Annotated in this window: 14 protein-coding genes and 1 pseudogene; 4 read left to right on the top strand and 11 right to left on the bottom strand. The window is 42.7% G+C overall.

The annotated features are described in order from the left end of the window. Positions 1–91: 91 nt before the first annotated feature. From EYR97_RS01295 to EYR97_RS01285, 3 genes are read right to left on the bottom strand one after another with little or no spacing between them, the layout of a single operon-like run. Entirely contained in the window at positions 92–769 is a 678-nt protein-coding gene (locus EYR97_RS01295; protein ID WP_131092037.1) for a M56 family metallopeptidase, read from the bottom strand. After that, positions 750–1244: a M56 family metallopeptidase gene (locus tag EYR97_RS01290; RefSeq protein ID WP_165477955.1), complete on the bottom strand. Its 495-nt coding sequence runs from the start codon at positions 1242–1244 to the stop codon at positions 750–752. The genes EYR97_RS01295 and EYR97_RS01290 overlap by 20 nt, the downstream gene beginning before the upstream one ends. Continuing rightward, complete coding sequence (locus EYR97_RS01285) at positions 1237–1626, bottom strand: BlaI/MecI/CopY family transcriptional regulator (protein ID WP_131092035.1); 390 nt, start codon at positions 1624–1626, stop codon at positions 1237–1239. The genes EYR97_RS01290 and EYR97_RS01285 overlap by 8 nt, the downstream gene beginning before the upstream one ends. Positions 1627–1903: 277 nt before the next feature. Between EYR97_RS01285 and EYR97_RS01280 the strand changes: the two genes are divergently transcribed. Continuing rightward, on the top strand, positions 1904–2848 hold the full coding sequence (locus tag EYR97_RS01280) for a DUF2971 domain-containing protein (RefSeq protein ID WP_131092034.1): 945 nt from the start codon (positions 1904–1906) through the stop codon (positions 2846–2848). Positions 2849–3072: 224 nt separating this feature from the next. Here EYR97_RS01280 and EYR97_RS22095 read toward each other — a convergent pair. The 4 genes and pseudogenes from EYR97_RS22095 to EYR97_RS01265 form a co-directional block, all read right to left on the bottom strand. Beyond that, a pseudogene (locus EYR97_RS22095) lies at positions 3073–3758 on the bottom strand (helix-turn-helix domain-containing protein); the annotation flags it as partial. 273 nt (positions 3759–4031) lie between these two features. Further along, positions 4032–5336: a hypothetical protein gene (locus EYR97_RS01275; protein ID WP_131092033.1), complete on the bottom strand. Its 1305-nt coding sequence runs from the start codon at positions 5334–5336 to the stop codon at positions 4032–4034. Then, on the bottom strand, positions 5333–7327 hold the full coding sequence (locus EYR97_RS01270) for a hypothetical protein (protein ID WP_131092032.1): 1995 nt from the start codon (positions 7325–7327) through the stop codon (positions 5333–5335). Before EYR97_RS01270 ends, EYR97_RS01275 begins: the two co-directional genes overlap by 4 nt. A gap of 14 nt (positions 7328–7341) precedes the next feature. Beyond that, positions 7342–8271, bottom strand: a complete 930-nt coding sequence (locus tag EYR97_RS01265) for a hypothetical protein (protein ID WP_131092031.1) — start codon at positions 8269–8271, stop codon at positions 7342–7344. A gap of 168 nt (positions 8272–8439) precedes the next feature. Between EYR97_RS01265 and EYR97_RS01260 the strand changes: the two genes are divergently transcribed. Next, positions 8440–8985, top strand: a complete 546-nt coding sequence (locus tag EYR97_RS01260; RefSeq protein ID WP_131092030.1) for a hypothetical protein — start codon at positions 8440–8442, stop codon at positions 8983–8985. A 23-nt stretch (positions 8986–9008) separates the two neighbouring features. Further along, a complete protein-coding gene (locus EYR97_RS01255) occupies positions 9009–9437 on the top strand; it encodes a hypothetical protein (RefSeq protein ID WP_131092029.1) in 429 nt (142 codons plus the stop codon). A gap of 186 nt (positions 9438–9623) precedes the next feature. Here EYR97_RS01255 and gcvP read toward each other — a convergent pair whose 3' ends face one another. The 3 genes from gcvP to gcvT form a co-directional block, all read right to left on the bottom strand. Further along, positions 9624–12521, bottom strand: a complete 2898-nt coding sequence (gcvP, locus tag EYR97_RS01250) for an aminomethyl-transferring glycine dehydrogenase (protein ID WP_131092028.1) — start codon at positions 12519–12521, stop codon at positions 9624–9626. Positions 12522–12644: 123 nt separating this feature from the next. Next, entirely contained in the window at positions 12645–13034 is a 390-nt protein-coding gene (gene gcvH, locus EYR97_RS01245) for a glycine cleavage system protein GcvH (protein WP_131092027.1), read from the bottom strand. A 26-nt stretch (positions 13035–13060) separates the two neighbouring features. Then, positions 13061–14140, bottom strand: coding sequence for a glycine cleavage system aminomethyltransferase GcvT (gene gcvT / locus EYR97_RS01240; RefSeq protein ID WP_131092026.1), 1080 nt, complete (start codon positions 14138–14140; stop codon positions 13061–13063). Between the two features lie 361 nt (positions 14141–14501). On the opposite strand from gcvT, the gene EYR97_RS01235 reads away from it, so the two are divergent. Next, complete coding sequence (locus EYR97_RS01235) at positions 14502–15002, top strand: hypothetical protein (RefSeq protein WP_131092025.1); 501 nt, start codon at positions 14502–14504, stop codon at positions 15000–15002. Positions 15003–15036: 34 nt separating this feature from the next. On the opposite strand, the gene EYR97_RS01230 is transcribed toward EYR97_RS01235, so the two are convergent. Beyond that, the gene (locus EYR97_RS01230) at positions 15037–15891 is read right to left on the bottom strand and encodes a 5'-methylthioadenosine/S-adenosylhomocysteine nucleosidase (RefSeq protein ID WP_242634832.1); all 855 of its coding nucleotides are present in this window, start codon (positions 15889–15891) and stop codon (positions 15037–15039) included. Between the last annotated feature and the right edge of the window lie 22 nt (positions 15892–15913).

The raw sequence follows: 15913 nt of genomic DNA, 5'->3' as shown, positions 1-15913 counted from the left end.
GGGTTATTGGCCTTTTTATGACTGCATAAGCTTTCGTGACAACGTAATTAAATCTCGTACTAATAAGGCTTTGGAGGCAGAGTGCCATTATTTATGGTGTATCCCGCCTATATAACCTAAAGTCGAGCTGTACATATAAATCACGACGAACAGCACCTTTATTATTTTTAGACTCCCACTGCTTCAGAGCTTCAACAGCGCTAATATCAAAAACTCCTTGAGGAAAAGATTGAACAATCTCAATATTCTCTGTGCTGCCACTTTCAGCAAGGTCAAACTTAAGTGTTACATAGCCCTCTAACTGATTATCTATTGCGGATTGAGGATATTCAGGCTCCACTCGTTTAGTGAATTTGACCTCATTAATCTTGATGTTTTTAGCTGGTTCGCGCTGCAATTTCGCAAGCGCAGTGTTCACTGCCAGTGCTGCGGCAATTAATATAACTGTACCTGCTAAAATCTTGTTTGTTGATACTGGTTTCTTAAGCAAGTCCAGCCTTTTAAGTAGAGTTATTTTTTCACCCATAGTCGGGAACAGCGAAGGCTGCAAAGAATGGCTTTCTGAACAGCCTAAAAGCGCATTCGCGTACAAAACTTTTTGATGTTTAGACTTAGATTTCAGTACTTGGTGATCACATGCCAACTCCTGATTCACTCTAAAAGAACGAGTGGCAAACCATGCCAAGGGGTTGAACCAAAACAATGCTAATAAAAGAACTGCGATTGCATTCCACAAATGGTCACAATGTCTAATATGCGTTTTTTTCATGCTCAATAATTAGCTGCTGTTGTTGTTCAGAAAATAACTGATGAAAATTGGTTGGAAGTAAAACCTTAGGAGCTAGAAACCCAAATACAATTGGCGAGCTGATCAAGCGAGAATAGTAACAAACACTATTTCCGTTTCGCACCTCTTTGTTTATTGATAGATACAGCCGAATATACTGAATACTAACAAATGTTAGTATTAGGCATGCTCCACTAACCCATACTAGGAAAAACCAGTCGATATCATAGTGTTTACTCACGGGGTTAATGTTTACAACGTAACGACTGATTACCTCTGCGGGTAACGTGGCCCATTGCTGAGGAATACTATTGCCAACTAAGATTAAAGGCACCAGAAGCCATAGTGCATATGCTAATTTGGCACTGATCTTTTTTGTTAGAAAATGCTCAGAGGCTATCAAAAGGATGAGTGAAACAGAAAGTAAAAGTTGTTGATCAATTATCCATTCAATCACTATCCTGCTCCCACTTTTTAATTAGCTCTTTCAACTCCTTTATTTCGTCCTTAGAAAGCGAATTCTGGCTAGAAAAGCCCGCTAGTAAAGGAGTGATTTTTCCATCAAATAGGCGATTGATAAAACTTTTCGTTTCTTTTTGAGTGTATTCTTCCCGTGCTATGAGTGGAAAATAGCGATACTGGCGACCATCTTGCTCATAACTAACAATCTGTTTTTTCACCAATCTACTTAACAGTGTTTTAACCGTTTTATGATGCCAATCTTTCCGCTCACTTAAGCGTTCTACTAAATTACTGGATGTCGCAGGATAGTCATCCCAAAGCACATCGAGTACTTCAAATTCTGCGTTCGATATATCTGCTTTTATGTTAATAGTCATATCTACCAATTGGATTACACTCGTAGTCCAATTTAGGATTACACACGTAGTCAACATATGCAAGTGTCAGTTTCACCTTTTAACCACGGTAAAAGCTAGGCGTAAAAAGGGCGAGTAGTAAACTCGCCTTTCTCGTTATTCGTTAACCATCTTAATTAAAACGTTAACCCACTTAATTATTGGATCACAGCAGAAGATAATTTCACAGAATTATTAACAGTGAATTCTACAAAGTGTAGATTAACTGATTAAGATAACGTTAACGTAGTACATTGAAATGGAACAACCAGAAAAAGTTTACCGATATAGAAGTTTTAGCAACCTAACAATTGATAGCCTTTGTATGGATCAGTTGTATTTCGCTAACCCAAATTCATTTAATGATCCAATGGATTGCCAACCAACAATTCAGTCTGACTCAACCGATGAAGAGTTAAGCGCCATTTTAACAGAACTGGTTAAAAATAGAGTCGAAGTAGAAACACTAACTTCTTTGAATTCAGCAAAAATCAATAATGACGGAAATAAAAGCTACGCAACTAATTTAGGCGCTAAAACAGCACAAGATGAACTAACTAGAATTGCATATTATGCTACAAACCCTGATTACGACGAACAAGGGATGAGTAAGCAAGAAGCGCAAAACTGGCTGTTACGATGTGAAATACAAAGAGAACTGTTGAATAAATATCGTAAAGGAGTTTGTTGCTTCTCTTCGACTTACGACAACTCGCTGCTTTGGAGCCATTATGGTGATCAACACCAAGGACTCTGCATCGGGTACAATTTAGATCGAAATCCAAAGCCTACTCTTCGCAAAGTAATTTACAGCGATAATCGAATTCTGCATACCAGTCTAATCGCCAGAGCAATACTTGATAAAGATCCTAAAGCCCAAAATCAGCTAGACGAAAGTGTATTATTAAGAAAAGCAACACCTTGGGCATATGAAGATGAATGGAGGCTTTTTGATAAAATTGGATTAAATGACTCTCCACTTGCTATGACCGATATTACATTTGGCCTTAGATGCCCAAATTCGATTATCCATACTGTTGTAAATGCCTTGAGTGAAAGAGATGGTGGCATAAACTTTTATCAAATGAGACAAACGATTGGCAGTTATGAGCTTTGTAGAGAGCAGATCGATGGTGAAATATCAGCATATTTCCCAAGAGTGGCGCAATCAGGTATTGAGATTTTCGGACCAATAGACAGCTAACCCATAAAAGCAAAGCCCCGCGAGTGCGAGGCTTTGTATTCAAAAGGCTTAGATAATTCCAACCCTAGCAGTATTTTTGCTTTTGGGTGAACTTAGATTTATTCTCATCGTCAATTTTCCTATTTCAACTAATGGAAAATTCTACTTATGAACTGTTTCATTTTGTGGTGGTGTTACAGTATCGTGCCTGCATATAAATTAGTACGAACTATGATTCCAGTAACAACCTTGCCATTCAGGCAAGGAGAGCCAGGCTTGTTAGGACGGAATTTGATGGCATAATTCATCAGCTTTCGCTGAACTTTCTCTGCGAAAAATTCTGTACCACGGTCGGTTTATGCTCGCTGTATTGGAAATGGCATTTCCTCGACTACTTTATCGATAAAAATAAGGGTATTTGCTGCCGACCTCCGATTAAACGCATATAGTACGCGATATCTAGAGCAGTCATAAATAGCAGTAAATTGCTAAATTCCTGAAGCGATTTTGCATGTGTCCATGTGCACTCGGTCACCTGGAATAGATCTTTGGTAACGGATGAAGTCTTTTTCTTCCGTTGAAATACTATTGGTTTAACGTCATGTCTAGTCAGCACTTTATGAATGGAAGCAAGCGATAATTGAACACTGTGCTCGCGAAAGAGCTCATTTTGAATTCTACGTGCACCAAGCTTCCTTTCTTTTCTCAGGCTTAGAATCCATTCCTCTACCTGCGTTCATTTGAACGTTTGGTGAAGTATGAGGGGCTTAGAAACGTCCTGAAGACCATCTAGCCCATTTTCCTTATATCGATTTAACTATTTACGAAGGGTGGGCCTAGATATACCACATCTGCGGCAAACCAGACCCGCATTTTTAGTTTCTTCGTAAAGCTCAATCCACTTTAATCGCTGTCTAATTTCTTTATTCATAGAGCCGTATTATATTGAAATGATCTCTATGAATCACACATCGCAATGTAACTCAAAACTAACGGACAAATTGCAATTGCGGAGTAAACTACGCACGCCATCTATTTACACCGTTTTGTATGAGGTTACTCTGGACACTCATATAAACTTACTTTTAAAAATCATCACATAAGTATCTCTCGGCAACCCTCTGAGCAGTTTGCTCAGAAAGCTGAGTGGATTCCGATGCACTAGTTTTACGCACAGCACTGATTTCGATAAGCGTTGTAGGTACTAGCTCCAGCGTTTTGGATTTATCAGCAACATATATTCTTCCAGTGTCAACGGTGTTCCTTTGGGGAGCCCAAAGTTATCTCGCCAATTATCAAGAGCTACTCGAGTGGCCAAAGACATGGTACCAGTAACTTCTTCACTACCCAGCCCCAAAATCTCCTGCACTTCGGTTAACCTTGTTGCATCTAACAATTCCTCAAATGAAGCACTCGAAACACCTACACTTTGGGCACCCGCAACATTTGGCGTATTAATATTTATGCCCTCACTAGCGGAGCTCCCTGTACTGGTGTCATTGGGTCGAATTGATGAGCGCACTGAAATCATAAGACGAAGGAAATTCAACCAATAACTGGTACCCAAGGACACTGCCACGCCAGTAATAAGACAGCCCATTAGCCACAACAATGTGCTGTCTTTTTCATCGAAACCTTGAGGGGTATCAGTGTCTTTTTCAACATGCTGGGTGGATACTCTTTGCAGTAACTCGGCCAAATTGTTATTCAAGTCGCGCAAGGCCACGTTGCTACCAAAATTAGCCATATCATTATTGAATGCTCGGATACTTTCAGAGACATCCACTAAGTATTCTTTGGTAATGTCCGGCGCTTCACTTTTATGAGCAGAGACCTGATTTATGGCTTCCGTCACTAAAGCATTACGTAAAACTCCATCGCTTTCGAGGCGGCTGGCATATTCAATCGTGCTTATATCCATACTCACGGCCAAAACAGTGCCAATGATCAGCAAAGGCAACTGAGTACGGCGTTTGAAGGAACCAGACGCTCTTTCCATCCCATCGGCATACCAAGCAGCGATGTGCTGCCTGAATTCACCAATAGAATCACTTTTATCCAACAATACCGCTAACACCGATTTAATGGATTCTTGTTGAGGTAAGCGCCTTATCATCTCGGCATAGCCCACTATTGATGGTTGATGAGGGTACCTTTCACCTAAAACCGCAAGTAACGCGTCGGCAAAATCTTGCGGTTTCAAGTATGCCGGCCCCGAAGCTGCAATTTTTAGTCGAGCAGAGCTATCAATCCGAACTGATTTTTTGGCTATGATCGGGTGAGTAAATAACTCTCTTGTTAATTCCCCAACAATTACTCGCCCGTTACTTCGTTGGTCAATTAATTGAGCTACCGCTCTCTTCAGAAACCTGGCGCGCTCGCGTGTGACGCTATAAAGAGATTCCAACAAATAGCTAGCGATTACACTTAAACTAAAAAAGATAAACGCAAGTCCAATTATGACATCTAAGATACCAACACCAAAAGCTACTTGAGTATCCCCGCTCATCCTTCATCTCCTGGTGGCTCCAGTGCTAACAGAGTAGGAGTGATTTCAATCAGGTCATAGAGGTTACTTTTTGTTGTTAGTTTTCCTTTCAGAGCGGTATATGAGGTTTTATCGAGCGCTTGGGTATCTGCGTCTGTCCAAGGTGTACTCGCGTCAAATGCTGCCTCATTAAGCTTTCCTGCGAGATACTTTTTAAAAGTCTTGAAATACTGTCGCTTTAGCATCACACGAAAGTCTTGAGGCTTACTTACAGTAGTAACAGTCCCTTCAACTTCCCTGTTGAGAAAATCAACCTCAGCCTGCCCGAGTGGATCGCGGCTCACTTGATCGATTGGTTTGCTTTCTTTCATCATTCTGGCGTGAAGCAATAACAAACCAGACTCATTGAGAGCCCCCATTGGGATAAAAGGGAAAAGGGAGTTGATATTGTTTGAAAGCTCCTCAATCGTCGTTTCGTTACATCCTAACGTTGGCAGAGCGTCACTGGGTTTCAGCAATAATAGAAGTTTGCGAAGCCCATTTAGAGTATCTTCACCGCACTCCCCATCGAGGTTTTTAGCATCCGGATCATCAAACAATTTGAAACGTTGCAGCGACAACTGAACATTGCACACCGAATTTTCTTTGTTTTCAGGTTTCTCACAAAATTGTTTTTCATCATCAGGGGCGGGAGAATTGGGGCCTTGAGCCTGCTGAGGGGGTTCAATCACTTTAACCGTAACATACTGTTTTTGGTCCGTGTCATCCGATACGGAAATAGAATAATTACCTAATTTTAGCTCACTGCCCACCGCTTTAACTGTTACGCGAGCGCCGAAATGCTCAGATTGTTCCAAGGAAACCCCCGGAATAGTTTGGTCAGCTTTCGCAGAATATTTTTTGCTTCCACCACCGATGGTAAATGTCTCAACAAAATCTACCCCTTTGACAAACACAATCTCAGGCTTTGAGACACTGAGAGGCCTTACTACATCAACCCCACATCCCTTTAATTTTTCATCTGAATATGTATTGGTAACACTAGCGATCATTGATTCCAATTCAAAAGCGGCAATATCCAGTGCGGCCAACGCTACCTTTAAGCTAGTGAGTGTTGCTATAACATCATTTAAACTTGTTTGGCCTGGACCGCCGTCTAGGTCAAGTAGATCATTTGAGACTCCCCCAGCAACCGCATCAATCGAAGTAAACAAAGATTGCCCTGGAATTTCGATAAAACCGCCGGCTTGAACGACTAAGCCTTTAATCGTCTCACGCAAAGTAGCTATATCTCGCTGCCCTTCAGTGAGACCAGCTAGAACTTTATTATTAATATCATCTACGGTGACTTGCAGATTACTACCCGCTGATTGCACTTTTCTTTGTAAAATATCGCCGTTTTTATAGATATTTTGTGCAGCCGTTATCTGCCCCTTGGCATCTGCTAAGTTTTTCTCAATCACCAAATTTAGGGGTGAGTTGAGGTTACTTTGTTGCAATAGAATGGCCGTCGAGTAAAAAGCCTGTACTTTGCGAAGCTCTGCAAACAATGCTGCTTTTTTGTTCGAAACATCACTTATTTGAATTCCTTGTAATGGCACGACAGCTTCCACAGCACAGGTGAGTGCTCTTGCTCCCAGTGCATAAATTTTGGTTCGGTCACCATCAGAAAGCCATTGGGCTGCACTCAAACCTGTTGCGCCAGCGATAGTGCCTATGGTGAGTAAATCATCAGACCTATCGATAATGGTGTCAGCACCGATAGCTCCCGCCAAAATCATAGTCGCTATGCCCAGCTCACTTAAATCTTTATTCTCAGCTTGAATTTTTTTAATGTAATCCATTCTGACTGCTCGGGCATAACCCACTGCCTGCGGCAAAGTTATTGAATCAGCTGGTAAGGTCGAGTAGTCATCATAGTACTTGGTTAGCGGCTCGTAGGGATCCAGCATCGCGCAACTCCAAAGCGCCGAGCAGACTAAACAAATGATTACTTTTTGAAACGTTCTCATTCTTTTATTCCTTGTCATAATGATAATTTGTACGCTTTTTCTATGATTATATTGGGGTACGCATAATTGCCGTTTTCAAAAGCAACAATAGCCTTAACCATTGCAGTTTGAACGTCTATATCTTGAATATTAAGAATGTCTGACGTTTTAATTCTCAGCCGTCCAGCACAAAAATTTGCGTATCCATATGTATGATTGCCATCGGAGGCCGGAGCCCAACGAGAAATGTAATCAAATAGAGTTTTACAGCCTTTAGTTTGGTAGTTTCGCAATAAAATAAAAATTGCTCTTAGCCCCCATTCGGGTGCGATAAACACACAAAAACGACGCTCTTGTTTTTGAACTTCATTCATTTGGGCCACTGTTGCTAGACCTTTCCAACGGTCGCCGGTAACCACGATATTGCCGGGATTGTGGTTTCTGATACCTCTAAAACTTGGCTGTATTCGTTGATCATTGTCATAAAGAGACTCAGAGTCACAATGTTCGGTGTCTCCTCCGCGCCCCCAGTACCTCATGATGTTTTTGCCATATGCCTCAATTTCAAAACTCACACCGGCTTCTGGCCGCTTGTGCCACCCATCTTTGTGATCTCCCCAATGCACTATTTCATGCAAAATAGTAGACTCCACGAGAGTTTGAGCTTCAGGAAGGGCATGATCTGTTTCGAATCGCTGCGCTATTTCACGCTCTAAATATATATGGCTGGGCTTTGAAGGACTGAAACGCCCGTTAATTCCTACTCCTAGCGACTCAACAAGCAAAAGTGGGCTATCTAATTCCCAACCAACGGCTACTAGTGATTCTAGCGTTGAAAAATCACCAAATTTGCGGAATGCAGACCATTTTTTGTTATTACTTGAGAGACGACTGGGTAGGTGCTGTCGCACAAAAAACGCCAGCCTTGGGAAAGAAAAGATATCTTGAGTTAGCATCCTTGGCATAAACTCGCCCCGCAATAAACACTTTAAGTTACCAATCAATTAGAAAAATGCCATTGCTAACTACGAAGGGCTCGAGCATTAAGTTAATTCAAAGAAATTAGATTTGTCAAATTTTTAAAGTATTAACAGCCTTTCCTTAAAAATCGTGGTATAGGAAAAATTAACGCTATGTACTACTACCCACTGTGTCAGCTGTATTTATGGCTAGTTGCAAATGTGTCAAATGGATGGTTTTCAAAAGTCAGTGAAGTAGTTGTCGTTAAGCACTTGAACTGGTCTTTGGTACTGAAATACGCAATGAGAGGTGTTGACCTTTCCCCCCAAAATAACACCATGACATTGATGAGATTTCCAATAAACTGTAGACAATTAGATACGCTCGTATTTGAAAATATTCACTTTGCTTTTCAAAATATCGCTTCATTAAATGCATTAAATAATGATGTTGAGTTCAAACAGGACATTTGTAATTCAGCGATAATTTGCTGGCACGATTCAATTCTATTTTCTGCTAAAGCAATGATTGCATCGTTCTATGATGATGAAATTAGTGATACCCATAATGATTTAAAACTTTTAAGTGAAACATGGCAAGAAACCATCATAGATAATGAACTTATAATATCTACATTTAGTTTAAATGTACCTACTTTAGTAAAAAAGATGCAGAGACTCTTATTAAAAACTATCGTGGTTCTAATTCCTATACATTAGATCACCCAGTAAAGGACGCGACTATGGCACTTAGTGGCGTTTTATCTTATTTGAAAGGCACGCATGGGTATGAGTTATGGAAAAAAGAAACATCAATCAAAGAAATGGATGAGTTCAAATCTCTTGACGTAGATAACTTTAGAACAAAAAAAGCGCAACAGTTTCGAGATTCTATTTTATCTGAAAATTGTTTTAACTTTCTTGTACAAGCAGAGCGCTTCAGAGGAAAATCAAACTATCGAGATTCGCTATTTCTCACGTATGGAGAAAATAACTCTGAACTCTTAGATCAGTTTATAAGTGCTCTATTAAGTGTTTCAAAAGTTTTCTTAAAGTGTGCGGTATCATATTGCTCCAGAAGAGTTGAACCTGGCACATGGGACTTATTTTTAAGAGATATAGAAGAAAATACCTGTTTAAATGAAGATATTGAAGTTATTACCCCATTGTAATGCAAAAACAATGAAATTTAGCTATTTCTGAATCAAGCCACTAGGACCTATAACAAAAAAGCGAACCATTTCTGGTTCGCTTTTTCATATTTACCGACCTCAAGATTCAACTATCGGTTGCAAACTTTATTTGAGTTGCAAACTTAATTCCGATAGTTGCAATCTTTATTCGAGGTCGACACCACCCTATTCCTCAACATAGCTCTCAATGCTAGGGCAAGAACAGATCAAGTTACGGTCGCCATAAACATCATCAATACGGTTAACCGTTGGCCAGAACTTGTTTCTGTGAACTTCTGGAGCTGGGTACGCCGCTAACATGCGGTCGTAGCTGCGGTTCCAGTCGCTGTCACAGATGTCAGCCAATGTATGTGGTGCGTTGTGCAATGGGTTGTCAGTGGCATCCCACTCGCCGCTTTCCACTTTCGCAATTTCTTGACGAATGCTAACCATCGCGTTAATGAAACGGTCTAGTTCGTACTTCGCTTCCGACTCGGTTGGCTCTATCATAAGCGTACCCGCTACTGGGAAGCTCATAGTTGGCGCGTGGAAACCGTAGTCGTTAAGGCGCTTCGCAATATCAAGCTCAGTCACGCCACTTGCTTCTTTTAGTGGGCGAAGGTCAATAATACATTCGTGCGCTACGCGGCCATTGTTGCCTTTGTAAAGCACTGGGAAGTGCCCTTCTAGCTTCTTAGCCACATAGTTTGCATTTAGAATTGCCACTTCGGTTGCACGGCGAAGGCCTGCGCTGCCCATCATTTTGATGTACATGTAGCTAATTGGCAGGATAGACGCACTACCCCATGGCGCTGCCGATACTGCACCACAGTCTTTTCCTGCTGTTTCAATGTTCACTACTGAGTGGTTTGGCAAGAAAGGCGCAAGGTGCGACTTAACACCAATAGGTCCCATACCTGGGCCGCCGCCACCGTGTGGAATACAGAAGGTTTTGTGTAGGTTAAGGTGCGATACATCTGAACCAATGAAACCAGGTGAAGTAATGCCCACCTGCGCGTTCATGTTCGCGCCATCCATGTAAACCTGACCGCCGTGCTGGTGAACAATGTCACAAATTTCGCGTACAGTTTCTTCATATACACCGTGAGTAGACGGGTATGTGATCATGGCGCAAGATAGGTTCTCGCCCACTTCTTCCGCTTTCTTGCGAAGGTCGTTAAGGTCTACGTTACCGTTAGCATCACACGCCACTACTACCACTTTTAGGCTAACCATTTGCGCAGACGCAGGGTTAGTACCGTGGGCAGAACTTGGAATTAGGCACACGTTTCTGTGACCTTCGCCACGACTTTCGTGGTAACGCTGAATAGCCAATAGGCCTGCGTATTCACCTTGCGCACCAGAGTTAGGCTGCATTGAAAGTGCGTCGTAACCGGTTACGTTAATTAGCCACTCAGCAAGCTCGGCAATCATTTCTTGATAGCCTGTTGCTTGGTCTAGTGGTGCAAATGGGTGAAGCTGACCGAATTCAGCCCATGTTACTGGGATCATCTCAGCCGTTGCGTTTAGCTTCATGGTGCACGAACCCAATGAAATCATTGAGTGGTTAAGTGCCAAGTCTTTGTTTTCAAGGCTCTTGATATAACGCAGCATTTCAGTTTCAGAGTGATACTGGTTAAATACTTCGTGGGTAAGAATATCGCTGGTACGAACTAGCGCTTCAGGAATAGACTTCACGTCTTGTGTAGTCACTTCAGCGTCTAGGCCTTCTACAGTCAAGCCGTGACCTTCACCTAGGATAACGTCAAACAGCGCAACAATGTCTTCGCGTGTTGTGGTTTCATCTAGCGACACTCCTACTGCGCCTTCAAGGTCTGCACGCAGGTTCATGCCTTTTGCGTATGCTTTTGCTAGTACGTCTTCTTTGTTGTCTACCATTACAGTAAGCGTATCGAAGTACGTGCTGTGCTTAAGGGCTACGCCTTTCTGATTTAAACCAGTAGCAAGAATGTCAGCAAAGCGGTGAATGCGTTCAGCAATGGTTTTAAGGCCTTGTGGACCGTGGTAAACCGCGTAGAAGCTTGCCATGTTGGCAAGAAGTACCTGCGCAGTACAAATATTTGAGTTCGCTTTTTCACGACGAATATGCTGTTCACGCGTTTGTAGCGCCATACGCAGAGCTGGGCGACCACGAGTATCTTTACTTACACCAATGATACGGCCTGGTAGTGAACGCTTATAGCTATCGCGTGTTGCAAAGAATGCCGCGTGCGGGCCGCCATAACCCATAGGTACACCAAAGCGCTGTGCACTACCTAGGGCAACGTCTGCACCTAGCTCGCCTGGTGATTTAAGCATTACCAAGCTCATCAGGTCTGCCGCTACTGCCACAATACCTTTGTTTGCTTGTACCGCAGCAATAATGTCGCTGATATCTTTTACTTCACCAGTGGTGCTTGGGTATTGCAGTAGTGCACCAAATACATCGTGCTGCGCTGCATCTTCTGCTGCACCTACAATAATTTCAAAACCAAACATTTCCGCGCGAGTTTCTACTACGTCAATAGTTTGCGGGTGAACGTCATCGGCAATAAAGAACGCATTTGATTTTTTGTTTTTAGATACACGCTTGGCAAGGCCCATAGCTTCGGCTGCCGCAGTACCTTCATCAAGCAATGATGCTGATGCTAACTCAAGGCCTGTTAGGTCGATGGTCACTTGTTGGAAGTTAAGAATAGCTTCCAAACGGCCTTGTGCTATTTCTGGCTGGTAAGGCGTGTATGCGGTGTACCAACCTGGATTTTCTAGCACGTTGCGAAGAATAACGTTTGGTACGTGTGTGTCGTAATAACCCATACCAATGAAAGAACGGTTAATTTTGTTCTTTTGTGCAACGGCTTTTAATTCACTTAATGCTTCAACTTCTGTCGCACCTTCACCACATTTTAGTGGCTCTGGTAGCGCAATACCTGCCGGTACCGTTTGCTCAATTAAATCGTCTAATGAGCTTGCACCAATAGCAGACAGCATTTCTTCAATTTCGCCTTTACCCGGGCCAATGTGACGGCGGATAAATGTATCTTTTTGCTCTAATTGAGCCAATGTAGGAGAAGTATTCGACATAACGTTGTTAAGCACTCGTAATGTTTGCCGCAAGGGCGTCGTTAAATCTTGAATTTAAAAAGGGGCCGAATATTATTCATGCCCCTTTTTTAAATGTGTATCGAAAGAAAACCGTGTAACGAATTACTCTTCGTCAATGCTGTTTTCGTAGCCTTCCGCGTCAAGTAGACCTTCTACTTCTTCAACGTCGTCAGCTTTAATTTTGAATAACCAGCCGTCGCCATACGGGTCAGAGTTTACTAACTCTGGCGAGTCTTCTAGCGCTTCGTTTACTTCAACAATTTCACCTGAAATAGGCGCGTAAACGTCTGACGCTGCTTTTACCGACTCAGCAACACAAATATCGTCGCCAGTGCTTACTGCATCGCCTACATCTGGCAATTCAACAAAAACCATGTCGCCAAGTAAGCCTTGTGCGTGCTCAGAAATACCTACCGTGAAAACACCGTCACCTTCAGGGCGTACCCATTCGTGCGTAGCGGCATAGCGTAAATCAGTTGGGATGTTGCTCATAATCGTTCCTGTTATTCTCTGTTAACTTATAAAACACTTTTTCCATTGCGTACAAAGGAGGGCTTAACCACTTTTACTGTAACCCACTTTTTGCGCATTTCCACTTCAACTGTCTCACCAACATTACTTGGTACTCGTGCCATAGCTATTGAGTGGCCCAATGTTGGAGAGAATGTGCCAGAGGTAATTACACCTTCGCCGCTTTCGGTTTTCACTTTAAGACCATGACGTAGAACGCCTTTTTCAGTCATCACCAAGCCTACTAGCTTGTCGGTACCCGCTTCGCGTTGTGCTTCTAGTGCTTTACGCCCTACGAAATCGCGATCAGCAGGCTCCCATGTAATTGTCCAGCCCATGTTAGCGGCAAGTGGCGATACCGTTTCGTCCATATCTTGACCGTATAGGTTCATGCCCGCTTCTAAACGAAGCGTGTCACGAGCACCTAAACCACATGGTTTAACGCCAGCGTCTAATAGTGCTTGCCAGAAGCTGTGTGCTTGCTCAGATGGCACCATAATTTCGTAGCCTGCTTCACCGGTATAACCAGTTGTAGCAATGAACAAGTCTTCAGCTTGTACACCGAAGAAAGGCTTCATGCCGGCTACCGCTTCTTTTTGCGCTGCGCTGAAAAGTGTAGCCGCTTTTTCTTTTGCGTTAGGGCCTTGTACTGCAATCATGGCAAACTCAGGGCGTTCGGTAATCGTTACGTCGAAACCTTCCGCTTTGCTCATCAGCCAGTTCATGTCTTTTTCGCGTGTTGCCGAGTTAACCACTAGGCGATAGTTTGTTTCGTCAAAGTGATAAACAATCAGGTCGTCAACAACACCACCTTCTTCGTTAAGCATGCCGCTGTATAACGCTTTGCCTTTTTCCTTTAGTTTAGCTACGTCGTTAGCTAACAAGTACTGCAGGTAAGCTTTCGCTTGCGCGCCTTTAACATCAACAATGGTCATGTGAGATACATCAAACATACCTGCGTCTTGACGCACAGCGTGATGCTCTTCAATTTGTGAACCATAGTTAATTGGCATATCCCAGCCGAAGAAGTCGACCATTTTCGCACCTGCTTCTAGGTGCTTTGCGTGTAGGGCGGTGGTGTTAGACATTCCACATACTCTTTTTGAATTGAAAGGTAGAAAACGCCATTGAGTATAGTGAGCTAACCTTTATGCAACAAATTGGAAATATTTATCAATACATTTAAAAAGCAAATGTATTCGCACCCTAACATCAGAAAATCAAATATTCGTTATACAACTCACACTTAATACAAATTACATAGGTCCCGAAAGCTAATCCAAGTATTAATGCGTTTTCGGTTTTTCAAACAGGCACATAATTTGCGACATAATTTGCGAATAATAAAGTGCGAATAACTTGCGAAAGACTTTACGAGTCTAGCTAACTCATTAGCCGTTATTTCAGTCTTTACTTCTACAGGCACTCAGCACATTTTAGGGATTAATTATGATTGTAACTAAGTCAGACTACGACCGCTGGCAATCGCTGTACGGTGAAGGAAGCCGCACTACCTCAGCAGAGCAAGATACGAATACACAAGCCGCTGTTGACTATAAAGAGGGGCAGGAACTTGCCGCCGAAGCGACCAAAGAAGGCGTAAATGACTCCGCTGTTGCCGGTGGAGAGCGCCCTAAAACCTTTCTTGAAGAAGCATTTGAACGGGTTTTGTTAAACCGGTTAGGTGTGGATCAAGGAAAGATGGACGAATTGAAAGAAGAAATTGAAAAAACCGAAGACGCCATTGAAGCCCTTAGTGCTAAAAAACCGTTGAGCGAATCGCAAAAGAAAGAACTTATTGAACTGCAAGACAAGCTAGAAACGTTAAAAGAAGCCCTTCAAGAATTGCTGCGCCAAGCCAATGAACGGGCCAACGAAGAACAAGCACTAGGCCCGCAATCTAAGGAAAGATCAGCAGAGCTTTACAAATCGGTGTCATCGTTTTTGTAGTGTGGGTAAAGTTACAGGCAAGACTTACTCGTACTTACTTGAACTTACTTGTACTTACTTTTCCCACCTGCTGTTCAATAAACTGCAGCACTACGACTTTAACAAACTGTTGGCAACTTACCGACGTTGTGGGGTCGTAATGTCCGCCATTGGTAATATTGTTAGACAGTACCCGAATACCTAGAAACGGCACATCATAAGCCAACGCAATTTGCGCCGCGGCTGAGGTTTCCATTTCTTCCACGCTGGTTCCTAAATGCTGATGTAACCAAGCAATGCGATCTAACTCGTTGTTCCAAAAATTGCCGCTACCAATGGTACCTTCTACTACCTTCCCGCGTTCATATTTGCCTTTTACCGAATGTGCAATTGCGAGTAAGTCGGCATTGCCTGCGTAGTAGCGAATTTTTTCTGCATCTGCGGCACTGTCACCTTCCCCTGCACTACCCTCAGACGCCATAATATCCATAGGTAACCACTGCATGGGTTCAGAGCCTTGCCCTTTGGCTAAACGCGCAGTTTTGAAATTACTTGCATTAACAGCACGCTTGCCTAAAACAATATCGCCTACATTCAAACTTGGGTCGTGACCACCAGAAGTGCCTTGGTTAATTATGGCAATTGGACGATAGCGTTCAATACCAATGGCCGTCGCTGCCGCGGTATTTTCAAGCCCTTTACCTGTTTTCGCCACCACTACGGGGTACTGATTAAGCGTACCGATGTAAAATGTCGCGTTGCCCGACTGTTCAATACGCACATCCTTGAGCAAGCTAGCAAAGTATTCTGCTTCAATGGGCATGGGCCCTTGGATCATAATGGGTGATTTTGGCGCATCGGCAGAAGTGACTAATACCGACTTGAATTGGCTTTGTTGCCCAACACACACAACTTACCAGCAGACTTATAGC

It is taken from the genome of Alteromonas sp. KUL42 (genome assembly GCF_006538325.1).
Classification (GTDB): domain Bacteria; phylum Pseudomonadota; class Gammaproteobacteria; order Enterobacterales; family Alteromonadaceae; genus Alteromonas.
The sequence above is the reverse complement of the archived record's forward strand: the minus strand, read 5'-3'. Positions and strand labels throughout refer to the sequence as shown.